This window comes from Ruegeria meonggei, from assembly GCF_042768335.1.
In the GTDB taxonomy this organism is placed as follows: domain Bacteria; phylum Pseudomonadota; class Alphaproteobacteria; order Rhodobacterales; family Rhodobacteraceae; genus Ruegeria; species Ruegeria meonggei.
In genome coordinates, this window is the sequence record NZ_JAXHBT010000001.1 from 3,637,404 (window position 1) to 3,664,085 (window position 26,682).

Annotated in this window: 21 protein-coding genes and 1 pseudogene; 8 read left to right on the forward strand and 14 right to left on the reverse strand. The window is 53.8% G+C overall.

What is annotated here, in order from left to right; translation table 11 throughout:
- Positions 1 to 310 precede the first annotated feature (310 nt).
- Positions 311 to 1,330 carry an IS110 family transposase gene (locus SJY13_RS18035; protein ID WP_377192860.1) on the reverse strand — a complete coding sequence of 340 codons (1,020 nt, stop codon included), beginning with the start codon at positions 1,328 to 1,330 and terminating at the stop codon, positions 311 to 313.
- 361 nt (positions 1,331 to 1,691) lie between these two features.
- Here SJY13_RS18035 and SJY13_RS18040 point away from each other — a divergent pair, with 361 nt between their 5' ends.
- Positions 1,692 to 2,570 carry an ankyrin repeat domain-containing protein gene (locus SJY13_RS18040; protein ID WP_377192862.1) on the forward strand — a complete coding sequence of 293 codons (879 nt, stop codon included), beginning with the start codon at positions 1,692 to 1,694 and terminating at the stop codon, positions 2,568 to 2,570.
- Between the two features lie 523 nt (positions 2,571 to 3,093).
- Here the strand turns inward: SJY13_RS18040 and SJY13_RS18045 are convergent.
- The 4 genes from SJY13_RS18045 to SJY13_RS18060 all read right to left on the reverse strand — a co-directional run bounded on the left by SJY13_RS18045 (position 3,094) and on the right by SJY13_RS18060 (position 5,728).
- Entirely contained in the window at positions 3,094 to 3,294 is a 201-nt protein-coding gene (locus SJY13_RS18045) for a hypothetical protein (protein ID WP_377192864.1), read from the reverse strand.
- A gap of 75 nt (positions 3,295 to 3,369) precedes the next feature.
- Positions 3,370 to 4,611 carry a sensor histidine kinase gene (locus SJY13_RS18050; protein ID WP_377192866.1) on the reverse strand — a complete coding sequence of 414 codons (1,242 nt, stop codon included), beginning with the start codon at positions 4,609 to 4,611 and terminating at the stop codon, positions 3,370 to 3,372.
- 37 nt (positions 4,612 to 4,648) lie between these two features.
- A complete protein-coding gene (locus SJY13_RS18055) occupies positions 4,649 to 5,332 on the reverse strand; it encodes a winged helix-turn-helix domain-containing protein (protein ID WP_377192868.1) in 684 nt (227 codons plus the stop codon).
- Positions 5,333 to 5,407: 75 nt separating this feature from the next.
- Complete coding sequence (locus tag SJY13_RS18060; RefSeq protein WP_377192870.1) at positions 5,408 to 5,728, reverse strand: PepSY domain-containing protein; 321 nt, start codon at positions 5,726 to 5,728, stop codon at positions 5,408 to 5,410.
- A 502-nt stretch (positions 5,729 to 6,230) separates the two neighbouring features.
- On the opposite strand from SJY13_RS18060, the gene SJY13_RS18065 reads away from it, so the two are divergent.
- Positions 6,231 to 6,887, forward strand: coding sequence for a DUF924 family protein (locus tag SJY13_RS18065; RefSeq protein ID WP_377192872.1), 657 nt, complete (start codon positions 6,231 to 6,233; stop codon positions 6,885 to 6,887).
- A gap of 135 nt (positions 6,888 to 7,022) precedes the next feature.
- Here the strand turns inward: SJY13_RS18065 and SJY13_RS18070 are convergent, their stop codons facing one another.
- Entirely contained in the window at positions 7,023 to 7,970 is a 948-nt protein-coding gene (locus SJY13_RS18070) for an ornithine cyclodeaminase family protein (protein ID WP_377192874.1), read from the reverse strand.
- A gap of 291 nt (positions 7,971 to 8,261) precedes the next feature.
- Complete coding sequence (locus SJY13_RS18075) at positions 8,262 to 11,462, reverse strand: ATP-binding protein (protein ID WP_377192876.1); 3,201 nt, start codon at positions 11,460 to 11,462, stop codon at positions 8,262 to 8,264.
- Positions 11,463 to 11,649: 187 nt separating this feature from the next.
- Here SJY13_RS18075 and SJY13_RS18080 point away from each other — a divergent pair, with 187 nt between their 5' ends.
- The gene (locus SJY13_RS18080) at positions 11,650 to 12,042 is read left to right on the forward strand and encodes an SgcJ/EcaC family oxidoreductase (protein WP_377192878.1); all 393 of its coding nucleotides are present in this window, start codon (positions 11,650 to 11,652) and stop codon (positions 12,040 to 12,042) included.
- Between the two features lie 340 nt (positions 12,043 to 12,382).
- Here SJY13_RS18080 and SJY13_RS18085 read toward each other — a convergent pair whose 3' ends face one another.
- A complete protein-coding gene (locus SJY13_RS18085) occupies positions 12,383 to 13,807 on the reverse strand; it encodes an adenylate/guanylate cyclase domain-containing protein (RefSeq protein ID WP_377192880.1) in 1,425 nt (474 codons plus the stop codon).
- Between the two features lie 414 nt (positions 13,808 to 14,221).
- On the opposite strand from SJY13_RS18085, the gene SJY13_RS18090 reads away from it, so the two are divergent.
- Entirely contained in the window at positions 14,222 to 15,301 is a 1,080-nt protein-coding gene (locus tag SJY13_RS18090; protein ID WP_377192882.1) for a DUF2652 domain-containing protein, read from the forward strand.
- Between the two features lie 207 nt (positions 15,302 to 15,508).
- Here the strand turns inward: SJY13_RS18090 and SJY13_RS18095 are convergent, their stop codons facing one another.
- Entirely contained in the window at positions 15,509 to 15,871 is a 363-nt protein-coding gene (locus SJY13_RS18095; protein WP_377192884.1) for a YybH family protein, read from the reverse strand.
- Between the two features lie 485 nt (positions 15,872 to 16,356).
- Between SJY13_RS18095 and SJY13_RS18100 the strand changes: the two genes are divergently transcribed.
- Positions 16,357 to 17,445, forward strand: a complete 1,089-nt coding sequence (locus SJY13_RS18100) for a DUF2652 domain-containing protein (RefSeq protein WP_377192886.1) — start codon at positions 16,357 to 16,359, stop codon at positions 17,443 to 17,445.
- Positions 17,446 to 17,810: 365 nt separating this feature from the next.
- Here SJY13_RS18100 and SJY13_RS18105 read toward each other — a convergent pair whose 3' ends face one another.
- Together SJY13_RS18105 and SJY13_RS18110 are read right to left on the reverse strand one after the other, a co-directional pair.
- Complete coding sequence (locus tag SJY13_RS18105; RefSeq protein WP_377192888.1) at positions 17,811 to 18,101, reverse strand: hypothetical protein; 291 nt, start codon at positions 18,099 to 18,101, stop codon at positions 17,811 to 17,813.
- Between the two features lie 325 nt (positions 18,102 to 18,426).
- Positions 18,427 to 19,184, reverse strand: a pseudogene (locus SJY13_RS18110) (IS5 family transposase).
- Positions 19,185 to 19,286: 102 nt separating this feature from the next.
- Here SJY13_RS18110 and SJY13_RS18115 point away from each other — a divergent pair.
- Positions 19,287 to 21,164, forward strand: a complete 1,878-nt coding sequence (locus SJY13_RS18115) for an adenylate/guanylate cyclase domain-containing protein (RefSeq protein WP_377192890.1) — start codon at positions 19,287 to 19,289, stop codon at positions 21,162 to 21,164.
- A 535-nt stretch (positions 21,165 to 21,699) separates the two neighbouring features.
- Here the strand turns inward: SJY13_RS18115 and SJY13_RS18120 are convergent.
- The 3 genes from SJY13_RS18120 to SJY13_RS18130 all read right to left on the reverse strand — a co-directional run bounded on the left by SJY13_RS18120 (position 21,700) and on the right by SJY13_RS18130 (position 25,129).
- Entirely contained in the window at positions 21,700 to 22,719 is a 1,020-nt protein-coding gene (locus SJY13_RS18120; RefSeq protein WP_377192892.1) for an IS110 family transposase, read from the reverse strand.
- 98 nt (positions 22,720 to 22,817) lie between these two features.
- A complete protein-coding gene (locus SJY13_RS18125) occupies positions 22,818 to 24,647 on the reverse strand; it encodes a tetratricopeptide repeat protein (protein ID WP_377192894.1) in 1,830 nt (609 codons plus the stop codon).
- Entirely contained in the window at positions 24,647 to 25,129 is a 483-nt protein-coding gene (locus tag SJY13_RS18130; protein ID WP_377192896.1) for a DUF6714 family protein, read from the reverse strand. Before SJY13_RS18130 ends, SJY13_RS18125 begins: the two co-directional genes overlap by 1 nt.
- A 62-nt stretch (positions 25,130 to 25,191) precedes the next feature.
- Between SJY13_RS18130 and SJY13_RS18135 the strand changes: the two genes are divergently transcribed.
- Together SJY13_RS18135 and SJY13_RS18140 are read left to right on the forward strand one after the other, a co-directional pair.
- On the forward strand, positions 25,192 to 25,668 hold the full coding sequence (locus tag SJY13_RS18135; RefSeq protein WP_377192898.1) for a hypothetical protein: 477 nt from the start codon (positions 25,192 to 25,194) through the stop codon (positions 25,666 to 25,668).
- Positions 25,669 to 25,830: 162 nt separating this feature from the next.
- A complete protein-coding gene (locus SJY13_RS18140) occupies positions 25,831 to 26,652 on the forward strand; it encodes a hypothetical protein (protein ID WP_377192900.1) in 822 nt (273 codons plus the stop codon).
- The last annotated feature ends 30 nt before the right edge of the window (positions 26,653 to 26,682 follow it).

Here is a 26,682-nt window from a genome sequence, read left to right on the forward strand (position 1 = left end):
GTCGCCGAATGACCTCTGTGGGTGGCTCCTGCATTGCAAGCGTTTTCTGTCGATGTTTGCGGTCATTTTCGTCAGTACCGTCGTCTGTCCGGCCTGTTTGTGTTTTGGCATTGCCTCCACTGGCCTTCCCTATCGGGACATTGCTGCGCAATGCCCTGCCGGGCAGTGGATGAATTCCGCGAGCGAGGTTCCAATCGGGTTATCGGCCTCTGAAGAGGGCCGCAGCCATTCCCGGAGTTTCCTTGCTCTTGGTTGACTTAATTCCGCATCATCACTTCAACGTCTTGCATCTCGTAGACAGTCAGCGCAGTTAGAACGCTGGCTGCCGATATTCCTGTTTCTTTGTGAGCATCGCCCAGATGGACCGCGCTGCCTTGTTTGCCATCGCGACTGTTGCCAGCCGGAATGGTTTGTCGGCAATGATCTTGGCTGTCCACAGATCAACCTTTTCTGGCGAACGTTTCGCCATCACAGCGCGAGACGTCATGCCCACGACCAGCAGCTTGCGAATGTAGCGGTCGCCAGCCTTTGTGATCTTGCCCAATCGCTCTTTGCCGCCACTGGATTTGTTGAGCGGGGTCAGCCCCAGCCAAGCCGCCAGATCGCGCCCGGTGCGGAATTGTTTTGCGTCCCCGATCGTCGCGACAATGGCCGATGCCGTTATTGGCCCAATTCCTGGCATGCGCATCAATCTGCGCGCATCAGCATTTATCAGAGCATGTTGTTTGATCATCTTTGAGTAACCTTCGATGCGCTCGTTCAAACCGATAAACTGATAGCACTGGATACCAAGCATTCCGTTCGCGATCTCGGGCATGTCCGGGTGATCACCGTCAAGGTGGCGCTTAGCAAAGGCCGTTACCGCTTCGATCCCGATAGGCAAGATATGCCCGAACTCGCGCAACAGGCTGCGGATCATATTGGCCAGCTGGGTGCGCTGCCGGACTGCCAGATCCCGCGTGCGGTGGATCGATAGAATAGCCTGTTGATCCTCGGTCTTGATCTCGACAAAGCGCATCGTCGGGCGCTTGACGGCTTCGCAAATTGCCTCCGCGTCTACCGCATCTGTCTTTCCGCGTTTGACATAAGGCTTCACATAGTTTGCTGGCATTAGCCTGACGTCATGACCAAACTTGCGCAGCTGACGGCCCCAATGATGGGATGAACCGCAGGCTTCCATGCCGACCGTGCAAGGCGGCAGCATCTCAAAAAACGCTAAAAGCTTCGCACGCTTGATGGCCCTGTTGAAGATCACGCGCCCACTCTCAGAAATACCGTGAACTTGAAAAACGTCCTTGGCCAAATCTAGGCCTACTGTCTTAACTGTCATTGGGTGGCTCCTTTCCTAGCAGTCGGTAACAACTGCACTTTGGCACATTCGATGCCGATGGAGCAGGAGCCACCCACCCCATCCGGTTTCGGGATCAGCCGAGAAGATCGAACCTTTGGCTCAACGGCAGCTTAGGGCCGTCCGCGATCGGGCCCTGAAACGATCCTGAGCAGATGCTGCACTGCCCCCGATGTACACAACGAGCCCATATTGACCATTGCTGCAGGTTTGAGGAATGGCAGCTCATCGACCTAATCTTGGTCGAGCCTTTCAGTCGGAAGCCGCTGAAAACTCGTAAAAGCAGCTCTTTTGGAATATAATGGTGGGGTTAGCTGCAGAGAGGAGGACGATGGCCAAAGCAATGACACTATCTGGATTTCTTGTTGGTTTGTCTTTCTATGCGAACGCCGCCCATGCGGACCCTGATTTGATTGGGGCAGCGACAGAAGGCAATCTGGAGGCCGTTGTCGAAGCCCTCGAAGCAAACTCTGATGGGCCCAAGGCGCTTAGCCGCCCACTATTCTTTGCGGCACAACGCGGACACGCCGAGGTGGTCAAGGTGCTTCTGGAACATGGCGCAGATGCCAATACCAGTTACACCTTTGGCAGTCCAATCCACGCCGCTGCGCGCGCCAATGACACTGCCGTTGTTGCGCTACTGCTTGAAAATGGCACCAATCCGGATCTGATTGCCGGTGATTTCGATCAGTCGCCAATCCATGAAGCCGCCGCCCGCGCAGCCATTGAAGCTGCAGAGCTGTTAATTGAGCATGGAGCGGACGTGAATTTCCGCAACAACAAAGGGCGTCCGCCCATCCATGCTGCAGCTATGTCCGGCAAAAAGGATATGGTTGATTTTCTGCGCATCAATGGCGCGACACCGAATTTACCCGAGCCGATTACGCAGGGCGAACTTGAAAATGCCAATATCGAAGCGGGGCGAAGAGCGCTGCACGGTTGCAATACATGTCACGAGACCGAAGAAGGGAAACCCGCGACAGGTCCGCATGTTGGTCCGACTTTGGTTGGCGTTTTCGGCGCTAAGCAAGCAGCCAGCGAGGACTTCGCCTATTCTAGCTCAATGACCGAACTGGACGGCGTTTGGGGCATAGAAGACCTCAATGCATTCCTGTCTGATCCGACCGGGGTTGTTCCGGGGACAGCGATGCTTCGAGTGCTGGAAATGACGAGGGAGGAGCGGATCGGGCTCATTGCGTTTCTGCGCGGTGCCGCTCGCTAAGGGGTTCAGATGAACATTAAGTGCCTCGTGCGCTAACGAAATGGCGGGACGGTTTGGCAGTGGTTCATCCAACTCATCCAGCAAGTGTCTTGCACCCGAGCGTACATCTGCAAATGGCCATTGGCGCAAATGCAGCGAATGACGGCAGGGTCCCGCGACCCGGCCGTTGCCCGGGGCAGAAATGCTGCGCGGTCGATCAAAGTCCGCTTCAGAGAAAGTGGCCATGCGATCTGACCGATGCATGAATGTCCGGAATGGGCCGAACTCGCAGTGCTAAGTGCTACTCAGGGTTTGGATGCTGAGCCACCTCCGAGGTCTTCTCAGAGCCCGAGGCGGACCTTAAGCGCAACGTTGCGGCCGGTTCTACTGCTTTAACTCATGGAGCGTCACCAAAATGCTTCAGTGCTGCACTTGCGACTTGATAACCCCATTCCTGCACGAAATGCCCAGCCTCTTCTAAAACCAATGGCTCATGCGGTTGCGCAGTCCGCGTCATATCAGATGTCCTTGTGCAGATCTGAGCTTAGGCAGCGGCAGCGTCTTCTGCGGCAGGTTGCGCTGTCGCAAGGAAAGGAGCAGCGAACATCGTCATGCCTATGGCGACCAAAGCGAAGAGGGCCAACAGACCGACCGTTGCCAGCCCAAGACCAGTCATCACCGCGCCAAAGGTGAACAAGGCAGCGGCGGACAGGGCGGATTTCGTTTTAGTGATCAGTGTGTTCATGTCAGTCTCCAGTGTCATTCATGTTTCGATGACACTGATATGGATACCGGGTTTTACGGGTGCCTGACCCGAACCTTACAAATTTGCAAACTTGAGGAGGACCTTGAGGCCGGGCATATTATCACCGGCGTTTTTTGGCCCCAACACCAACTTGGCCCCATGCCGGTCAGCAACCGCGCGGACGAGTGCAAGGCCAAGGCCGCTGCCGTCTGCCCCGCGCGCTCGATCAAGGCGTACCATGGGTTTGATGATCTCATTATAGTGTTCGGGATCAACGCCAGCACCATTGTCAGCGACTCCGATCATGCTGTTCTCAGCAATCAACATGATCTCACCACCACCATGGACAAGCGCGTTCTGGATCAGGTTCGCGAGCGCCTGCACCAACATCTGCTTGTCGGCTTGCACTAGGCCTGCGTTTGAAACAGCAATGCTTAGAACCCTACCCTCATCCTCCACCACCGGTCCGAAAATCTCATCCAGCTCGGCGGCAAGCTTGCCCAAGTGGACCGCCTCAAACCCATCATGCCCATGAGCGGCCTCGATCCGTGCGACACGCATGATCGTGTCGAAGATCTCTGACAAACGTTGTGCTTCCACCAGCGCATCCTCGCGCTCGGCCCCATCCGGCAGCATTTCCAAGCGCGACCGTAAGCGGGCCAAAGGAGTACGCAGATCATGCGCCAGGCTGGCGCTGAGGTTCCGGGTTTGGGCCACCAAATTCTCCAACTCACGGGCCGTGCGATCCAACTGACGTGCGATATCGTCGAGATCATCGCGTGATCGGGCATTCTCCGTGCGGGCAGCCAGATCGCCGGCAGCCAGACGGGTGAGCGTTCCGTCGATCCGCGCCAATCGGCGCTGCGCGAGCACGCCTGCGAACAGTCCAATGGCCAAACTGATCGCGATGACCAACGCCGACGTCATCCATAGAATGCCGGCCAGCAACTCTTGCGCGTCTTCACTTTCCTCAAGGGGTACTGCCACCACCACACTGGTACCTGCGCTGTCCTCCGTCACCAGAATGCGCCAGATATCAGATCCCAGAAAATCCCGCCCTAGCTCGACAGATCCACCGCCGCGATCCGCTGAGCGCTGCAAAGGAGCAGGCAAGTCTCCTAGTCCATCCATCGGCTGCAGTATCATCGATTGGCTGGTACCGCGCGCATCCTCGACCACAGCAGCAGAAGCTAATGATTCAAGTGTGGTATCAACGCGTTGCTCAATTGCGCGTTGCCCCAGCGCCAAAGCCACAAAGATCGCGACAGCCATGCCAACCGCAAAGATCACCGCCAGCAGCAAGGCCAGACGAACCATCGAGGACCTTCGCACCCACCTGATCTGCTGCAATAGCCTATCGACCAAAGACATACCCTTCGCCCCGCCGCGTCCGCAGCAGAGCTTCATCAAACGGTTTGTCGATCTTCGCCCTGAGGCGACTGATGTGAGTCTCGACGACGCTGGTGGTGGGGTCGAAACTCATATCCCAGACCTGCTCCAACAGCATCGTGCGGGTCACAAGACGCCCAGGGCGACGCATGAAGTATTCCAGTAGTTTGAATTCCTTGGCCATCAGCTCAATGACCTGCCCCTGTCGTTCGCACCGTCGCGCCAGCAGATCAAGGCTCAGGTTGGCATAACGTAGGGTTGTTGAAGCGCTTTCGCCAGAGTCTCCACCCTCGCGGCGGCGCCCCAAGGCATTCACGCGGGCAGACAGCTCAACAAAGGCAAATGGCTTTGTCAGATAATCATCACCGCCAGCCTCAAACCCTTCAACGCGCGCATCTACTTCACCCAAGGCGGTCAAGAACAATGTGGGCGTCGTATTCTTCGACGCACGTAGGGATTTCAACACAGCTAAACCATCCAGCCCCGGAACCATGCGATCGAGGATTAACAGGTCATAGTCCTGACCCATCGCTGCAATCAAAGCATCCTTACCGTCATCAAAATGGTCAACGACATGCCCCTCCTCCTGCAACCCCCCGGCAATCCAAGGACCGAGCTGCGTGTCATCTTCCAAAAGCAGAATCCGCATCAGTGCCCCCAACGACATATGAGGCTGCCGGGAAGGGCAGCCTCCTTAAGTCCGGTCGGGAAACCGGAGTGGCGATCAGTCATCATCATCATCGTCGTCGTCATCATCGTCCTCGGCTTCGATCTCGAGAATGTCGCCGGTCTGTGCGTTAATCTCAACCTCCATCTCTGCGCCACTTGCGGCAAGGATTTCGATCTCCCAGACCTGCACGCCGTCTTCGGTCTCCAACTCCATCTCTTTGACCTCACCAGGCACTTCGGTTAGCGCGATTTCAATCACCTGCTCGGCAGTCAAACCGGTCGCGGTGGCGGCGGTTTGAGCAGAAACACTTGCGGCCATCGCACCTGTCATAACCAACCCGGTCAGTAGGCCGCCTGAAATAGTCTTCGTATTCATATCTCATCTCCTTCGTTTGTCGTCCTCAAGGCAGTGTGCCTTGCGATGAGATGAATATGTGAGGTGGGCCTTACGCAGAGATCAGGGCCACTTTACAATATTGTAAGGCAGCTTTGCCCTGAGGTCATTGCGTTCGAAGCACGCTGGAATTTGCTCTTGTAGCGAATGGCCGGTCTGACGGGCCGCTCCGCGGCGCCATGAGGGGCGACCAATGTCAGCAAAGGGCCGTCCCCGTGTCAGTTATTAGCGGGGCAGGGGCCTGTACTGCAACGGCACTGAGGTCCGTAATGAGCCCGCCTTGCGTGATGCTACGCATCGCACGAATGTCTGGATTGCCAGGTTTTGTATTGGGTATCGAATACAGATTCGCGGTTTGGAAAGGAGTCTTGTCCGCCTGATACGGCTGAGGAAAATGCTGGTTTGCGTCCGGTTATCCTGACAGTGTAGAAGCATGTTTCCCCAAGGATTGGCGGAGCAGGGCAGCAACTAGGTGGAATTCATAATGGCCGATCTAGACCCACGTGCAGCCCAAGTGCTGGACTTTTGGTTTCCCGAAACACAGCATTGGAAGAGCCCAGAAGAACACCTGAAGTTCTGGGATGATCGCATGCAGGGCGGAATGGACGGGAAAATTTGTAGCGAGTTTGTCACCCTGTCCGAGGCCGGGGCACGTGGCGAGCTGGATGTGTGGGCAGAGACCGCCAGAGGCAGGATGGCGCTAATCCTGGTGCTAGATCAGTTTCCGCGTTCGCTTTGGCGGGATACGCCCGGCGCTTTCGGTCAGGACATTAAGGCCTGCCGATTGTGTTTGGAGGGTATCGCCAACGGGCACTATGCAACGCTATCGAAGCCATGGGAGCAAATGTTCTATGTCATCGCCATTGGCCATTGCGAAGGGCCTGACCATTTGGAGCGGATGGACTTGTGCATCCGCCTAGTCGATGAAATGAAACCGCTGTGGCCGAAAGCCTTGGCGTCTCTAGCCGACGGTGCCAACGGGCAGAATAGAACCGTCCGGGGAGTTATTGAGCGGTTTGGACGCCATCCGCACCGAAATGCAGTACTCGGTCGAACACCTACCGCCTCGGAGGAGGCTTACATCGCAGCGGGCGATTTCCCCCACCAGCGCAAGGCGTCAGACGTGGCAGCAAACACCTGAACGATCAACCAAAGCAATGTAGCCCAAACGGCAGCCTTGCCCCGCTGAGCAGACACGCGTCAAAATTCAACGAAAGTCTATTCTGCACCCAAAGCGTTTAATGAGCTTTCCGGAGTGGCACCGAATTTCCCAACCTCACTGCCTTCGCATGTCAGCAGCCCGACGAACTGCGAGAACCGAAGCGGCATAATCCCCCAATGAAATCCCTCTGAAAGCAAAAGCCGCCGGTTTATTGCGTGCTCGGACGTCGACTTTGCCAGCGACCAATTCCGTCAAGTCGCCAGCTATTTGTTCGTATGGCAACATCGGCTTGTCGCTTTCCAGTTCCTGCAAACGGTCGTCGACAATTACCGTTTCGAAGGCAGTCATATGCGCCGGCACCCACGGGATGCAGGCATCAGTTATGGTGGCGAAGGCCGCTGGCTTCAGCCATCGGGCATCCAAGAAGGGTTCAATAGAGTAGTCCAAAGTTATCGATGTCACTATCAGTTCGGCATCGCTCAAAGCGCCTTTGGCATTGGCGCATGTTTCGGCATCGAGACCCATGCCCCGAGCATAACGACAAAGCTTATCGGCATTCTCCGTGCCACGCCCGAACACGCGGATTCGTTTCAGGGGAAACAGCTCTGAAAACGCAGCTAAATGGGAGTGAGCCTGCACACCCGCGCCCACAAAAGCCACCGTTTCGGCATGAGGGTCAGCAAACCGACGCGCTGCCACCACTGACAGCGCCGCAGTTCTGACTGCCGTAACCCAATTCGCTCCCAAGACCGCGCGAAGTTGTCCTGTTTGCGCATCCATAACCATGATGGCACCGTTTATCGTGGGAAGACCCCTCGCCGGATTTTCCGGACACACTGTAACCTGCTTGGTCACGATGAATCCATCATCTCCCATTGCCAAAGTAGACATTGCGTAGCGCCCGTCGCCAGGCAAGATGACTGTCTTGGGAGAAGTGTGAAGCTTTCCGTCTGCCTTGGCTATTAGGGCAGCCTCGATGGCATCGGCAACTTCCGAAGGTTGGATGCCTAAACTCCCAAGGTCGTCATCAGACAGGTAAATTAAGGCGTTCTCAGAAGTCACGGCGTCCCTCACTTAAGCAATTTGGCTTTCTGACTGAATACATAATCTTCGGCAGTTCTTCCTATCGGTTTACACTCACAGAAGTATTTAGGCTGTAACTTTCAATCGCCCGATCCAATGCGCAGAAAAGAAATGCGCCTTCATTTTTCTGAAAATGCGAACCTAGCCGAACACCTGATTTGCCCGCCTTGTGTGAATTTGACAGGCCTCCCTTCTCGCTGGTGCAGCGAATGGCGGCAACGTTTGCATAGAAGGGTTATGCTCCAAGATGCTGGCGACGAGCCCGATTGCTCAACCGTTTGCGTCGAGGAGAGCCTGTTTTGAACGAAATGCGCGCTTGATCAACAATTGGGCCTTTTGAGTCTGGGCAACCGAGATAGCCTGGTCAAAGGCGGCATTCGCTGAATCGGTATCTCCTTGTGCTGCTCTGATTTCTCCTTTGATACGCAGCAACTCAGCCTCTGCCCAGTGTTCCCCTGTTGTATCCTGTTCTCGCAATGCGCGGTCCACAGTTTGTTGGGCCGCGCTGGGATCACCGGCCCTGAGTAGGGCTTTCGCGTGTTCAGCCAAATAGAGCGTTACCCAAAGCCAGCATCCTTTTGCGCGATACTCTCCCAAGGCCTTATCCAGTTGATGGACAGCGCCAGGCGCATCCGTCATGCAAGCCAGGACAGCGTCATGAATGGCAACAAAATCCTTCCACAACGTCATGTCGTGCTCGTCAGAGACCTGTCGCATTTCCTCATTGATCTCGGTTGCACTTTCTAAGTCGCCAATCCAGATCGACAAGGTGACAGCGTGCAGACCTGCGTAACAGATTGTGTTTGCATGTTTGAGCTCGCGGGCTCGAGCAAGGGCCTTGTCGCAGGTCTGTTTCGCCGTGTCTTCGTCGCCGCACATCCACTGCGCAAGGAGCATATAGCACCAGATCTGCACTCCCGGATCCTGGGCGAATTTCGTCGAAAAATCTACGATCTCGGCCGACTGATAGAGTTCAAAAGCGGTTTCGAGATCTTGAAGTGCTTCAACAGAGCGGCCCTTGGCGATCAGGGTCGCAGCCCGCATTCGGCGAGAGATCAGCTTCGGGATCGGAGCGGGCTCGTTCGCCATGTCTTCTACAAGTCTCGAAACCAGACCGAACGCTTTATGCAGATCGTTGCCGATATAAGGCGCGATCCACGTCCCATAGTAGATTGCAACCTTGAGTTCTGGGTCCGTGGTTGCCTCTATCCTTTCCAACGCCTGTGAGAAAGCGTTGCTGGCTTCGGCTGAGGCGTAGCCATCCTTGGCGATATGTACCTGAGCGAGTTGCACCAGAAGCGCCAGTTCCCGTTCGCGCCATTCCGGTTGGTCCATCAAGCCTGCAACCAGCGTCAAGGCATTTCGCAGATGATTTCCTGCTTCAACATAAGCCGGCCGGGCCTGAGCTTTTCTGGCAGCGTCGCCCCACAGCGTAATAGCCTTTTCCGTCAACCCAGCCTCAGTTGCATGATGTGCGATCAACTCCGAGGGCGCGTTCGGGTCGGCCTCAAACAGATCCGTGAGCCTGTGGTGAATTTCCAAACGTCGACGTTTCAGCAAGCTTTCATAGGCTACATCCCGAACCAGAGCATGCTTGAAGACATATGTCGCATCCGGAGGTATCCCCCGTCGAAACACGAGCTCGCTGCATTCAAGCTGCCCCAGCGCGTCGTCAAGCGCCAAATCATCGACCCGGGCGATTTTTGTCAACGACGCACGGTCGAAACTTCGCCCGATGCAAGCGGCCATCTGGGCGATTTCCTTCACAGGTTGAAGTCGGTCGATCCGGGCCATTAGGGAATCATGCAGGGTCGCCGGGATAGTCACCCGATCAATAGGACCGGCAAGTTGGAAGCTGTTTTCGGCTTCAATCAGGTCGCCGGATTCCAAGATGGTTTTTGTCAGTTCCTCGACAAACAAGGGAACGCCGTCGGTTCGGTGGACAATTTCTTTAATCAATTCGTCGGGAAGGGTTTTCCCACCTGATATCTTTGCGAGAACAGCCTCGATCTGCTCGGACCCCAAACGGTTTAGGGTAAGCTTGGATACGATTGGATGACCTCCGAACGCGTGCTGGAAAGTCGGTCTACCGGTAATCAGGATCATCACCCGCTCGGTCGCAATTCGATCCAGACACGCCTCGAGCATCGCGAGCGTCGAGGCATCGCACCAATGTGCGTCCTCTACGACAAGGAGAACCGGCTTTTCCCGTGAAAGCGCCTGCAATTCTGCCGAGGTTTCTTCCATGATCCGAACTCTGAGTTGTTGTGGTGTCAGGTCGGAATTTTCGGCAGATGGATCAATTTCTATCTGTAGGAGTTCAGCAATAATATTTGGGTCAGCGGCCTGGAGTTGCTGGCGAAGCTTTGCAATTTTTTTGCTGGCAGAGTCAGTCTCCAGATGGCCCATGGCATGTGAAAGCTGCCGGATAACAGGAAAGAAACTCGAATCCGTGTGGTAGGGCGAGCAGTGATAGTTCATCCGGAAGTGATCCTGCGTCGAGACCGCATCAATGACGGCACGCGTCAGTCTGGACTTGCCGATGCCTGCCTCACCGATCAGAACAGCGACTTGGCCTTCCCCGGAAATTGCGCGATGCCAGCGTTCCATGATCAGTCCCAGTTCATGGTTACGCCCGATCATCGGCAGAACAGGACTGAGATCTTCGGTCTCGAACTGGCTTTCCAGGCTGCGCGCGGCTCCCACCCTCCACGCCGGTACTGGTGAGTCCAATCCCTTAATGTCGAAACGGCCTAACTCTTCTAACTCGAACAAGTCTTGGATCAATTGCTTCGTCGATTCTGGAACCAGAACCTGCCCCGGTTCAGCCAATGTCTGAAGACGCGCTGCAAGGTTTGGCGTGTCGCCGACAACGGTTTCTTCCCGTGATGCGCCTTCCCCTATGAGGTCGCCGACGACGACCATACCGGTCGCCACCCCGGCCCGAACAGATAGTGCCTGTCCATCAGGCGAACGCAATTCGGCGATCGATCCCATAATTTCCAGCGCAGAGCGCGCAGCACGTTTGGCGTCGTCTTCATGCGCCACCGGCCAACCAAAATAGCACAGGACACCGTCACCCATATATTTGGCTACATTCCCTTCATAGCGAGTGATGATACCGGCAACGGTATTTTGATAGCGCTTGATCACTTCGCTCATGTCTTCGGGATCCAACCGAGCTGACATTGCTGTTGATCCAGCAAGATCTACGAACAGCGTCGTCAAATGGCGACGCTCGGCTTCGCGCTTGATATCCGTTGTACTTGTCGCGTCAGACTGAGATTGATTTGGTTCACTTGCTTCGATAGCCGCCCGTAACCGCTTGCGCGAACCCAGTGAAAGACCGATCTCACGCATGTCTTCATCCGTTAGTTCATATAGGACATCAAGATCGATCTCATTCTCGACCAGAACCGCTTCCAGATTAGGGAGCTTCCTTCGTGTCAGCCATTCAATGAGATTGGACATATGGTAATTGGTCCACTACGAGGGTCTAAGAATTTTAGTGTTCCCGATCAAGACAGTTTGGGCAATGAATAATTCCCAGTCGTCGAGTTTGCTCAAATTGCAACAGAACAACACCTTTTGTGGCCTGTGGACATGAGAGCAGGGAGCTAACTAGGTTGGCTTGGGACTTGGAGATGGGAAAGCTGGTATGCGACTGAACAAAGATGCGTTTGAAAAAATGACCGAGACATACACTACGGCATGGAACTCAGGAAATCCCGAGGCGGTCGCTGATCACTATGCTCCTGACAAGGGCATCACGATCAACCGGGGAGAAAATCAATTCGGGAGCGAAGCCATAATAGCCATGGCCGGTGGGTTCATGGCCTCTTTTCCCGACATGAAACTTACAAGGGACTTTGTTCGATTTGCCGGGGATCACGCCATCTTTGGTTGGACGCTCGAAGGGCATCACTTGGATACGGGTAACCACGTCAAGGCCAGTGGCTGGGAAGAATGGGAACTGGACGAAAACTGTCGTATCACCAATTCATTAGGCTGGTTCGATGCCGTGGATTACGAGCGACAGGTCGCTGGCTAGGTGCAATGATACTTCTCGAGTATTGACCGGTGCGGAGAACTATTCGCGGGTTTCTCAAAACTGCGAATGCAATAAATGTCCGCGGAGTGTCAGTTCACCAAACTCCAGGGCTCTTGCGATTGCAGCGAATGGCCGCAAAGCGGGCTGTGACCGTAGAAATTTAGTTGGGTGGTGAATGTCTATTATGGGCCGTCCAGGACCGGGCGGGTTAGGCATATAGATCAGATATCGCGCTGCATCTGAGGTTGGCACTAACGACTCAAAACTTTCTGCAAAGGCTCAACAATTCGGCGATGCTGTCACGGGAGCAATTGACTACGGCGCCAGGCTCTGTGTCTCGCTAGTGCTCCAGCTCATCTAGAATGCTCTTCAGCGCGACAATCGACTCTGTTCGCTCAATTCTATTGAGGTCGATTGTAACGCTCATCCCTTCGATCTTGCGCTGTAGGACACGATCACCGGTCGCCTTTGGGTCCGAGTCGATCTGAGCCTCGAAGGTTCGGATAGGTTTTGGGAAGCCCTTCATGGAAATCGCGTCGCATTCTTCAGCCTGCAGCCAGCTGCGCACCTGGGCATAGGTTTCAGCGCTCATCAAGATACCGCCCGGAGCGGCATGGGATTGGAGGCGGGCGGCGAGATTAACTTCACTGCCAATAATGGTGTAATCCATCCTGTGTTCGCTGCCAAAATTTCCGACGGTACAGTAGCCGGTGTTGATACCAATGCGTGTTTTGAAAGGCTGGTCGATTAGCCCCTGTTCCAGCCATTCGATCTCGAGTTCGCTCAACCGCTTCTGCATTGAAATCGCCATTTGCACACAAGCTGAGGCATCCTCAGTGACGCCTCTGGTCTCAGGGTCGCCGAAGTAAAACATCATCGCATCCCCGATGAATTTATCGAAATTTGCCTCATGTTCGTTTGCAATGACCGACATGGCGGCCAAGTATCTGTTTAAGAGCCCTGTCATTTCTTCGGGCTCAAGCCGGTCCGTAATTTCGGTAAAGTTCACAATGTCGGAAAAGAAGACTGTCAGCTTTTTTCGTTTTGATTCAATCACCACCCGCTGATCACCCCGAAAGATCGCCTCGTAGAGCTGTGGTGAAATATAGTGGGAAAGTTGATTTGATACACGTTCAAGCGCCGATTTAGCCAAAAGTGTTTCGTGATTTAACCCAACATTACGATTCACATATCGCCAGTTCTGCAAAATCATTCGAGCAAGAATTAGTGCGATCATACTGACCGCGATCACCAGGATGTCTGGGCGAAGAACTTCATTTTCCAGCGAACTCAACAATAATGAAAACAAGGTGACACCACAGTAGAACCCGGCTGCGCGCGGCAGGCTCGGGTTCAAGCCGACGGCCGCGAAACACAAACAGAATATGGTTGCCATGACAAAGGCGTTATTGGTCGGGCTTAAGTCCGCCATGATGAGGTAAACAATGACCGCCCAAACAACGCCCATCAGGTAGGTAAAACGTTCTAGCGCCTTAATACGCCGGACACTGACGCTGGTGGGTCGAGGCTTGCCGCGAAGCCGTAGCCAACTTCTCAACGGAAAAAACAACAACAATATTGATAGCGCCAGCGGATAGATCGCATAGCTTGAGACCGTCGCAGACCAATCCAGGTAAGCGACAATCCCGGAACTCACTGCGAGCCCAAGCATCAGCGCTGGCAAGTTGAGTTGGGCCTGTACGGATTGGACGATCCGGACCTCATTTTGGTGTGTTTCTTCGCGGGTAGCAGTTTTAACAGACATTGCCACTGCCATTTTCGGGTGTCACCATACCGTCAATCCCCAATCGGTAACGCGTTCACGCCGAAATTCCGGCTTCACTGAGCATTGCCAGCGGTCCAGTGTTCAGGAGCGTTGAAAAAGCTAGTTCGCAAATTAACAAGGTGTCAACTGTTTCGAAAATTTGGATGATCACTGTCAGGCTACCGGCGTGCTCGGATTTCAATGGCTCTGTCACATATCAACCACAAACTGGATTAACCCAAACGTTGGTGTAACATCTTGGCTAAAATTTTGCGACAGAGCCGCCCGAAGCGGTCGACTACGACAATCTGAAATTGAGAGCTCCTTGGCTCGTCTAGTCATGACAGAGGCTTATGTGTACCTTTCCAGTACTGGTGCAAAAGTCGTACCAGTCGCTCTTTGGGGAGGGGGACAATGACAGCAACACATACTGGGTATCTGCTGATCGCAGATATTTCGGGTTACACACAATTTTTGACATCCTCGGAAATGGACCATGCCAATCCCATCCTGCAATCTCTTCTGGGAGTTTTGCTTGAGCAAGTTGGTGACCCGCTGCACTTTTGGAAAACTGAAGGAGATGCTGTTTTGGCATATTCCACACGTCAGGATTTCCCATCAGGAGAGACGTTTCTGACCATCTGCGAAAACCTGTACAACGCATTTACCCTTAGGCGGCAGGACATAATTGCTAATACGACATGCCCATGCCGAGCTTGCGCCAATGTTGGCAATCTGGACCTCAAAATCATCGCCCATCACGGCCAATTTGACGAGATGCAGCTTGGTCCGACAAAAGACATTTCGGGAGCCGATGTCATACTGGTTCACCGGATGACCAAGACAGATGTTGCTGAGAACACCAGTATTCGAAGCTATGCCCTGTTCAGCGAAGCGGCCGCAGACGCCATGGACATCGGTGATATAATGGAGCCTTTTTCGCAGGACATCGAACATTTTGGCGAAGTCCGCATGAAGGTCTACGATTTGGCCAAATCATGGGAAAAAATGCGCGCTGATCGCCAACGCGATTTCCTCGAAGAACAGGATGGCGTGTGGACTATGCGATATCATTTCGACGCTCCCATTGGGGTCGTTTGGGAGGCTCTCGTCGCTCCCGAACACAAACTGAAGTGGATGAATAGCGTCAGCGATATCAAGATGGAGAATCCCCTAGGACGCCTTGGCCCGGGGTCGGGCTATCATTGCGCACACGAAATGGCCCAATTTTTCTATCGTGTCACAGATTGGGAACCCTTTGATTATTTTTCGACGCGCATTCTGGACCCTGCGCGACCGGACATCAGCTTCCCTGAGACCTACCATCTGACAGAAACAAATACGGGCACCGAGCTGCGCTACACAATGGGTATGGCAACTGATGCCGATGGCGCGCGTTCGGAAATTTCCGAACAGGAATGTTCTGCATTCCTGTTAGAATTCTGGGCCGTGTCCTTTGCCGACATGAATGAGCAACTCAACCAATCCAAATAGAACTACTCCACCCAATGGTCAGATGGAGGCCCCAACACTGGATAATGTAAGGTCAGCGTTGTCCTTGAAATAGGTGTAGCAAGAAACGACCCGGCGGCTGGACTGCGCAGATAGTGATCATGTCGCCTCGCTGCACAGGCGACTTTCGATAGGCACAACCTGTCAACACAAAGCGGTTGATATTACCGCTTGGCCGTTTCGTAGACTTTATGCGTCGAAGTTCCAGATGTCGCACTGAACCTTCCAATCATCGTCGCCTTTGCGGAAATAGAGTATGTACTTTCCAGCGAGTTTTTGTCCGCCCATGGAGCCCGTCAATGTTCCCGTAGTAACCGCAAAGTCTCCGCTGACATGTGCCTCGGTCAGGTTGGCCACGACGTCACTCAGGCCGCCGTCAATTGCTGCCTGCCAATACTCTCGAATGGCAACATGACCTGACATTATCGGCGCTCCCGGCGGCATGGCCGCGCCATCTTCGGCGTAGGGTGCTGTTGCCTTACTTGCGTCCTTTGCGTTGATCCCATCAATTATGGCCGCGTCGAGTGCCTTTACTGTATCAACATCCGACATCTTTCCCTCCCAAGTTTCTCGCTGATGTCCTCAGACTACCACAGGAGCTTGAGTCTCTGCTCATCTAAGGTGCCCTATCTGAGTTGGCCCAGCCAAATACTTGAGAAACGGGATACGATTTGGGTTGGCTTTGGCCGCGTTGCCACAGCTCGTCAGCCACCCGGTGAATGCGGGTTAGTTCGCTCGTACCTGAAGTTCGAAGATACAGCGAATGGCCCGTCTGGTGAAGCTGCGGCACGGCGCGCAGCTGATCAACGAATGTCGACTGTGGGCCGTCAACGAGGCCTATCAATTGAAGGGCAGGGGATTTTCTGCGTCGCCTCCGAGTCCGGCTTTGAGCCCGTAGGAGGCGATCAATTATCAACAACTAACGTCAGCCTGGTGCCATTTCCGGGCATTCAGTTTTTGTTCCTGAACTACATTGCCCGAAATAAATTCGCTGTCTACCATATGTTTTGACGTTCGAATTTGGGATTTTTGTGATTATGTCTATTCAGTCAGGTTATCTGCTCATCGCCGATATTACCGGTTACACTGGATACTTGACCCGGTCGGAGTTGGAACACGCCAACCCAATCATCCATTCTTTGCTTGAGGCAATTGTGATGGAACTGAAGGACCCGATGAAGTTGCGGGGCCTCGAAGGTGACGCTGTTCTCGCTTATTCGAGTGGGCCATTCCCTTCCGGCGAAACTTTCCTCAATATATGTGAAAGCCTATATCGGGCGTTCGCTGAACGCCGTCGGAACATTGTGCAAAACACGACTTGCCCCTGCAACGCATGTCGCAACGTAGCCGATCTCGATCTGAAGATTCTTGCGCATCACGGGAAATTTGAAGAACTGTCGATCGGACCGATGAAAGATATTTCCGGTGCTGACGTCATACTCGTGCATCGCATGGCGAAGACCAATGTGAAGGAGGATACAGGTATCCGCAGCTACGCCCTATTCTCGGAAGACGCGTATCAGGCAATGGGCATCAAATCTGAACTCATGCAATACAGCGCTCAGTTCGAGCACTTTGGTGACGTACCCATGCGGGTCTATGACCTTGCTGCTGCTTGGCAACGATACCGGGAGATCGCCGGACCCGTCCGCGTTACCGACGAGGATGCCGTGTTCACAACCCGGCACATACTAAACGCACCACCGGTAGTGGCTTGGGAAATGCTCACAGATCCCCACCTCAAGATGCGCTGGATGATGTTGAAAGACGCCTATCGGGAAGGGGATGCATCGCGCACTTCGGCCGGCATTCGTTTGCACTGCATTCATGAAGCCGCTCACTTTCAGATGCTGATCGTTGACTGGCATCCATTCGATTATGTGACTGATATTCTACACAATTCGTCTATTGAGGGTCTTACTAATTTGGAGACCTATGAGTTAGTCCCTGTAGATGAAGGCACCGAGATCGTGTTTCGAATGGGGCGGCTTACTGATGCCGAGGGAATACATCATCCCGAGGAGGAAGCTGCGGTGATCGAACTATTCGAGAATTTTTATCCTGTGGCTTTCGGTATTCTCGACGAGATGGCATTGGAGGCTCGTCAAAAGAAACAAGTGCAGTAAAGATGGGTCGTAGGCGGGGACAACAATGCCAAATGGGCTGAGAGCTTAAAACGATGCATCGAAGAAAGTGGGTTCTTTGCGATCGGTTTATTCGCTGCAAACCAGGGTTGGCTAGGATCCTATTAGATGGCCGCAACGGGTTACATGCGGACCTCGCGGCAAAGAGCAGGCACGTCTGCCTTGTCCGTGACCTGTGAGTTTGCGCTGACCAAGATTTCGCAGCAGCGGCGAATGTCCGGATAGCGGGCTTCGACCGCAGCATCTTGAAGGTAGGGCGAAGGTCAGGATTGGGCCGTCCTTGACAAATAGTTTATGTTTCAACGCCGTATGCTATAACGGGCGTATTCTCCAACTCGGCACGCAGACTAACGCAAGGGGACAGAGAATAGTATGTAACCGTCTTTGCGACCTACTTCGACAGCTCCAGTGTCGATGACAAAAACACCCAGATTCTCCATGTCTTCAGGGCAACCGACCAAGTCGGCAGCGTCATCGAGTAACTGATTGGTAAAATCATCCTCACCGATCCGGCGACATTGATCGCCCTCGGCGCGATAGCCGTCGCCAAAGAACGGCAGGTCGGTATTCGAGACCGTGTGGTTTGACACACAGGCGGATAGTAAGAGGGTGGCTATGGTGAGGACAACAGAGCGCACAAGAAAACTCCTTTGATTGCAATGCGAGGACTGTAGCATTTCTTTCGACGCGTCAGAATAGTCCAATCAGCGGCTTGGTTGTCCGTGGGCAAGGAGGCTCCGCACACAGTTCTCAGGGCCCGCTTTAGGCAATTACACCTCTGCATGAACTCAACTACTGAACGGCAAGTTTGGGCCGTCCGCAAGGTCTGTGTGGTGTGGGGAAAGGGACAATGCTGCACCGGCTTACGCCGTACTCATTTTATTGATTGCCCTTCGGGCTAAAAGGAATTCGGCCCCTTTGGCCTCATAAGTATTTTTGTTTTCTCCGCCCTAGGGTCGGGATTCATAACCAATAGATGACGGTTGCTGCGAGGGCGATTGCGGACAGGAAGATTTTGGGACAGTGATCATAACGTATCGCTACGCGCCTCCAGTCCTTGAGCCTACCAAACATGATCTCAATACGGTTGCGTCGTTCGTATCGGCGCTTGTCATACTTCACGGTTGTCTTGCGTTGCTTTCGACCTGGGATGCAGGCGCTTATTCCTTTGTCTTTCAACGCGTCTCGGAATCAATCTGCATCATAGCCGCGATCCCCGAGCAGCCAGTCGACTTCTGGTATACTGCTCAGTAGCGCTCGCGCACCGATGTAGTCACTGACTTGGCCAGCGGTGACAAAAAGGCTGATCGGTCGCCCTTGGCTGTCACAGATAGCATGCAGTTTGGTATTCATGCCGCCCTTGGTTCGGCCAATCAGGCGGCCGCGCCTCCCTTTTTCGCGGCCATGCTGGTCGCGATACGATGTGCTTTCAGATAGGTTGCGTCGATCATCACGGTCTTTTCCTCGCCGTGTTCGGCTGCCAAGCCGACCATCATCCGAGCGAAGATACCTTTCTCACTCCAACGCTTCCACCGGCTATAAAGCGTCTTGTGCGGCCCGTATTCTTTGGGAGCGTCCCGCCACCGCAACCCATTGCGATTGATGAAGATAATCCCGCTCAGCACCCTCTTGTCATCGAGCTGTGGCTTGCCATGCGACCGCGGGAAGAAAGGGGAAAGTTTGGCCATCTGCTCGTCAGTCAGCCAGAAAAGGTCGCTCATATCACCGCTCCGTTTTTCGAACCGTGAATCATGCAGCGCTTTGAAAATCAATGCATCCTGACCCTAGGTGTGAAATCATTGCCATAGGCAGAGGAGATTTCAATGTCGGACAATGCTGTACAGCGACGGCTCGCGGCTATTCTTGCCGCAGATGTAGTGGGCTACAGCCGGCTGATGGGGGAGGATGAAACGGGTACGCTGACCCGGCTGCGGCAACTCCGAACTGAGTTGATAGAACCTTTGCTGGCCGAGCATAGCGGTCGTCTGTTCAAGTTGATGGGTGACGGGTTTTTGGTCGAATTCCCTTCGGTTGTCGCCGCCGTCAGCTGCGCCGTTTCGATCCAAAGACACGTGGCCGAACGGACGCTCGACAGTGACGATGGTGAGCGCCTGCAGCTTCGCATCGGCATCAATGTCGGCGATATCATCATCGAAGGCGACGATATCTACGGTGATGGTGTCAACATCGCCTCGCGCCTTGAAGGCTTGGCCGAACCCGGCGGCATCTGCGTGAGCCAGAACGTATACGAACAGATTCGCGACAAGCTGTCGTTCCACTTCAGCGACCTCGGCGAGCGCGAAGTCAAGAATATCGCTCGTCCGGTGCGTGTATTTCAGGTCTTATCGAGCAAAGACGGCGCCCCAGCAGTCTCAGCCGAGCACCGGCGCCCGCCGCGCTGGGTGCTTATCGCCGCCACGCTGGTGCTGCTCCTCGCCCTTGGCGTCGGTGGCGCTTGGTGGTGGCTGCAGGGACTAGCCGGCGGTGGGGGCGGGAAGGAGCCGTCGGTTGCGGACGCACCGGTGATCGCCGTGCTGCCTTTTGACAACCTCTCGGACAATTCTGCCCAGGACTATTTCGCCAATGGCCTGAGCGAGGATCTGATTACCGATCTGTCCAAGCTGCGCGGGCTCACCGTCATCGCCCGCAACTCGAGCTTCGCTTTCAAAGGAAAGCAACTCGATGTGCGGGAAATCGGCGAAAAACTGGGAGTTCGATTTCTGATTGAAGGTAGTGTACGTAAGGCGGGTGATAGGTTGAGGGTAAACGCACAGTTGATTGACGCGGTTTCAGGTAATCATCTCTGGGCCGAGCGCTGGGATCGACCCAATGGCGATATATTTGCGGTTCAGGATGAACTGACAAGCAAGATCGTCGAGACTCTGGACGTCAAACTATCCGAGGGCGAGCAGGCCCGTCGCTGGCGTGGTCAAACAAAGGATACACGGGCGTATGATCTCTACCTGCAGGGCCGCGCATTGAGATTAACTTTCAGTGAGCAGGATGTTGTTAGCGCACTGCCATTGATCGAGGAAGCCTTGACCCGAGATCCGGGTTTTGCCGCTGCCTGGGTAGAACTCGGATGGCTTTACTGGTCTCACGTGTGGCTTGGCATGACCGATGATATCGAAAGCTACAAACAAAAGTCCCTGGATGCCACGAACAGGGCCATCGCTGCCGACCCCGATTTCGGGGATCCACATATGTTGTTAGCCGAGATTGCCTTGTACGAAGAAGATTTCGGAAAGGCCTCTCAACAAGCGGAAATTGCTGTCGAACTGTACCCTGGAAATGCCGACAATCTGATAATTCTGGCGTATTATACCTCTGAATCATCTCGTATCGAGGAAGCGTTGAAGCTGACGCAACGCGCATTTCGTCTCAATCCACTGCCACCCCCGTACTATTACAGTATTCACGGAATCGTTTTAACTAACTTAGACCGATTTGACGAAGCCGACGAGGCATTCGGGCATTGTCTCGAACTGGCGCCTGAATACGTTTCCTGTTACCGATATCGTACAGTGATGCATCTCGAAGCCAACGATATCGAAGCAGCCAGACAAGCGGCGAGCGAGGTGCTTCGAGTATTTCCGAACTACAGCATCTCCAAACACGAGTTCTGGCACAAGCAAACCACTGACCCGGCCGAACGGCAACGCCGGATAGATCTTTTGAAATCGGCGGGCCTACCGGAATAAGAGCTCGAGCTGCGCGCACGGATAAATCGTTACAGCAGCTCGCGTTGTTACATAATGTGAGCTGAAACTGGCTATGTTTGCACGCTCTTCAATCAAAATAATTCTGGCCGTGGCTGAGCGCAGCGAATTGGTGCTTCGTCCACAGAGCGTGAGTTCAACTACCTTTGGATTTTGCGCCCGCAGCGAATGCCCGGTTCGGTGAAGCTGCATTGCGGCGTGAGCTTACCCGATAAATGACCTCTGTGGGTGGCTCCTGCATTGCAAGCGTTTTCTGTCGATGTTTGCGGTCATTTTCGTCAGTACCGTCGTCTGTCCGGCCTGTTTGTGTTTTGGCATTGCCTCCACTGGCCTTCCCTATCGGGACATTGCTGCGCAATGCCCTGCCGGGCAGTGGATGAATTCCGCGAGCGAGGTTCCAATCGGGTTATCGGCCTCTGAAGAGGGCCGCAGCCATTCCCGGAGTTTCCTTGCTCTTGGTTGACTTAATTCCGCATCATCACTTCAACGTCTTGCATCTCGTAGACAGTCAGCGCAGTTAGAACGCTGGCTGCCGATATTCCTGTTTCTTTGTGAGCATCGCCCAGATGGACCGCGCTGCCTTGTTTGCCATCGCGACTGTTGCCAGCCGGAATGGTTTGTCGGCAATGATCTTGGCTGTCCACAGATCAACCTTTTCTGGCGAACGTTTCGCCATCACAGCGCGAGACGTCATGCCCACGACCAGCAGCTTGCGAATGTAGCGGTCGCCAGCCTTTGTGATCTTGCCCAATCGCTCTTTGCCGCCACTGGATTTGTTGAGCGGGGTCAGCCCCAGCCAAGCCGCCAGATCGCGCCCGGTGCGGAATTGTTTTGCGTCCCCGATCGTCGCGACAATGGCCGATGCCGTTATTGGCCCAATTCCTGGCATGCGCATCAATCTGCGCGCATCAGCATTTATCAGAGCATGTTGTTTGATCATCTTTGAGTAACCTTCGATGCGCTCGTTCAAACCGATAAACTGATAGCACTGGATACCAAGCATTCCGTTCGCGATCTCGGGCATGTCCGGGTGATCACCGTCAAGGTGGCGCTTAGCAAAGGCCGTTACCGCTTCGATCCCGATAGGCAAGATATGCCCGAACTCGCGCAACAGGCTGCGGATCATATTGGCCAGCTGGGTGCGCTGCCGGACTGCCAGATCCCGCGTGCGGTGGATCGATAGAATAGCCTGTTGATCCTCGGTCTTGATCTCGACAAAGCGCATCGTCGGGCGCTTGACGGCTTCGCAAATTGCCTCCGCGTCTACCGCATCTGTCTTTCCGCGTTTGACATAAGGCTTCACATAGTTTGCTGGCATTAGCTTTACGTCATGGCCAAGCTTGCGCAGCTGGCGGCCCCAATGGTGGGACGACCCGCAGGCTTCCATCCCGACCCTGCAGGGTGGAAGCGTCTCAAAGAAGCGGAGCAGCTTTGCGCGTTTGATGGCTCTGTTGAAAATCACTCGACCGTTCTCCGAAATGCCGTGCACTTGAAAAACATCCTTGGCCAAATCCAGGCCTACGGTTTTAACTGTCATTGGGTGGCTCCTTTCCTAGCAGTCGATGATAACTGCATTTTGGCACATTCGATGCCGGTGGAGCAGGAGCCACCCACCTCATCCGATTAGGGCCGCACTTACCTACTCAAACCCGCTGCGCGCAAACCCTTTTGATAGCGCGTGCGGTCTTCCGATCGCGCGAAGGGATGCGTGCGCTCTGCCAAATGGAGTGAGGTGTCAGGGTCAAGGCGTTTCAGGTCGAAAACGGCTTGCCTAGCGTCATCCAACTTGCCGCATAGGGCATTGTTCACAGCAATATCCAGATAAGAGCTGCTACGATTGGGCTGGATGCGGACTGACGCTTCGGCCCAATCAATGGCTTCTTCGTGTTGGCCTGCTATGAAACAACATAGTGAGCGAATGGAGTACCACAAAGCTATTAAAGGATCGCGTGGGCTGAGCCTGATCGCGGTCTTGATGTTACTGAGGGCTTCTTTACCGTCGCCCAAATAAACCTGAGATCTGGCAAACAAAGCGTAGGCATGGGGGTCGTTGGGGTTGAGGACTATGGCATCCTGCAACTTCTTTACAGCGTCCCGATGATGACCTGAAAACAAATCCGCCGCACCAAGCAGGGCCATCGCATACGCGTCGCGGCCGTTCATCGAAACCGCCCGTTGCGCCAAGCTTATTGCCTCGGCCTTCGAGGCGTCAGGATCGTCACTCCAGCCGTTCACGCTATTCATCAGATGGGTGAAAGATAAGTCTGCCAGCCCGAATGAGCTTTGCGAATCCAACTCGACAGCTTTCAGCAACAGGTTCTGGGCTTCGGCTATGTCGGCTTTTGTGAATTGTGAAATATGCCAATGCGCGCGCGCGGTCAGTTCCCAGGCGTCCATCCGTGGTACCACCTTGCGCCGTGCCCGTTGCATTTCTGCAGATAGATATTCAGGTGCGACTGCGCCTACAATTTTTTGCGTGATCTCGTCCTGCAGGTCGAAGATGTCTTCAATTACACTGTCAAATCGCTCGGTCCAGACGTAGTGGTTTGCAACGGCGTCGATCAGTTGTGCTGAGACGCGAACCTTGTTGCCGGCCCTTCGAACGCTACCCTCCAGAACGTATTGAACTCCCAGATCACGGGCGACTTGCTCTGCCCCGACAGTGCGACCCTGGTAGGAAAAGCTTGTATTTCGAGAGATTACGAAGAACCAGTGAAACCTGGACAGTGCAGAGATGACATCTTCTGCCATACCTTCGGCAAAAAAGCTCTGATCCGCATCGTCGGATAAATTGTCGAATACCAAAACCGCAATCGAAGGTCGTTCCGGCAATTCAAAATGGTACCTCTGGATAGCCGATGCTGACATTCCCCAACCATAAGCGACCAAAGGCTCTGTGATGTTTTTGAGTTTCTGAGAACCAAGACAGGTGAATTGGTCTGAAAGCTTAGCATCTATGCTACGCCGGGCAGTTTCTGAAATCACGAGTGAGCCAGGCTCAGCCAAGTTCTGAAGACGTGCGGCCACGTTTACACCGTCGCCATAGACGTCTTCATCGGCAAAACTTACATCGCCGCTGTGCATTCCCATCCTCAATCTGAACTGAGGATCATTGGCCAGTTTGTTTTGGACAACTATTGCGCACTTGATGCCATTGACCACGCTGGGAAATTCGACCAGCCAGCCGTCTCCCATGCTTTTAATCACTCTACCGTCATGCTCATCAACTATTGGAGTAAGAATGTCGCTTCGAAAGCGGCGCAGCGCGGTCAATGTGGCGGTTTCATCCTCCCCCATGAGTTTGGAATAGTTTGCCACATCCGCAGCCAGAATAGCGGCCAGTCTTCGGTCGGAGAGGTTTGACATGGATGAAGCATAGCCGACAGCAGGCGAATAAGAAACTTCAGTGGTGTTGGCAGCTGAGCACCAAAAAATATGAGCGCTTTGTTGAACGTAGTCGCGCATCATTGTCTTTCAATTGACCAGTAATTTAACAATGCCCTTTCTGCATCTTCACCAAGATCAGGATGGTTGGCGAAATGGCACAAAAACCTCCGAACTGCTTCCTTCTGTTCCAGTGATAGGAGGCTGAACTTTGACTTCCTGAAATCGTGCAGCATTTCTTTCGATGTGCCGGGGTCAAGCGCCTGAATAATGCTTTCACTGGCGTATTCCGGGCTGTCTGGATTGCGCAGCGTCCAAATCAGATAAGCAGGCAAATAATACTGAAATGCTTTTGGGCTGAAAGCTGTTGGGGCAGCGTACCCGTATACGATCATCCGATCGGTCATCTCTTGCCATTTGACGCCACCGTAAAACTCAAGAATATCCACGTCATCCATACAATCGGGATGTAGAAGCTCATCATCTGAGGGTGGTTCGAGACAATCAAATGCAGCTTTGATCAGAGTTGTAAGAGTTTCTGCTGTTGTCGTTTGTTCTGGCATGTTGGCATCTTAGTATGGCTGAAACCCTGAAATCGAGTGTGTCAGCTACAAGTCGGATTTGAGTGATCGCCATGGATGAAAATCGGAAGCTCTTTAAGGATGTCACCCATGAGTTCCACGATGACTCCATCTACGCCTTTAGGCTGGTTACGCCCGACCCGGACAACGACGATTGGGCCAGCGAACTACACCTCGATATTGACCATATTGAGGAGTGGATCCGGCAAGACGACGGACATTTCCGATTTTCCCTTTGCCAGGTTGCTCTGTGTTTCGAGGGTGTATCTGATGTATCCGTTTCATTCGCCTTTCCGCAGTCGACTATTACTCCGCTGCCGATTGACCGGATAACCCGATCCAAAGAACCGGTTCGGACTCATAGTTTGGATTGCGCCGAATTTGCATGGGAAATCCTGCTGAATGACCGCAAGAATGGTCGCATTTGCTTCCACGCTTTGGGGTATCGCTTTGAAAGAGTTGGCAAGCCTGTCCTTTGTACGGAACAGGTCATCTCCAAACAGATGCGCCTTCCAGGATAAGTCGAGGTTTTTCGAGTGTGCGACTTTGCGTCGCCTCGGATAGCTGGTTCAATATGCCTGGGAACTTCCGCCACTTGATTGGCTCACGGGAACGTGACGCCTCGGATTTGGCGGTTTGCCGCATACTTCTTCTATTTCACTCTTTGATTTCGGGAGGGCACGATGAAAATACTTATAGGCTTTTTGTTGGCTGTTTTGGCTACTCCGACATTTGCGCAAGACGTGAAGCGCAGCATCGAACCAGTCGCAGGCGACGTCTATTTGATGAGAAACAACTTTCACAACTCACTTCTTGTGGCGACAGATGAAGGAATTATTCGGGTTGATCCTATCAATGCTGAAGCCGGGATTTGGCTGAATTCTAACCTCGATCAGATCGGTGGGGATCGGATCAGCCATCTGATATATTCCCACAGTCATGGTGACCACGCCTCCGGCGGCGGCGCCCATGACGGCGCCACGGTGATCGCGCATAAGGATGCCCCCGAAACGATCGACGGTGTTACTCCAGATCTGCGCGTGGGCGATATGCATACGCTGGAGATCGGCGGCAAGACAATAGAGTTGGCCAACCTTGGCGCTGGTCACGACAACCACATGCTGGTCACCATTGTTCGTCCCGAAAACGTCGCCTTCATCGTTGATGTTGCGGCTCCCAAACGGCTTCCGTTCCGCGATTTTGCCCGCTTTGATATCGGCGGGTGGTTCAAGCAGCTTGAAACCGCCCAGACGCTGGATTTCGAGATCTTTGCACCCGGGCACGGGGCTGTGGGAACGAAAGCCGATCTTGATGACGCGCATACCTACATGGTCGAGTTGCAGGCAGCAGTGCTTGACGGTCTGAAGGCGGGCAAATCCGTTGAGCAACTGAAAGCCGAAGTTGTGATGGAGGACTATAAGCACTGGGGGCAGTATGCTGCGTGGCGTGAGGAAAACATCGAGGGAATGGCGCGCTACCTCAAGGCATCGGGACAAGCGGACTGACCCTGTCCCGGCACTAAAAAGGAAGTTGCT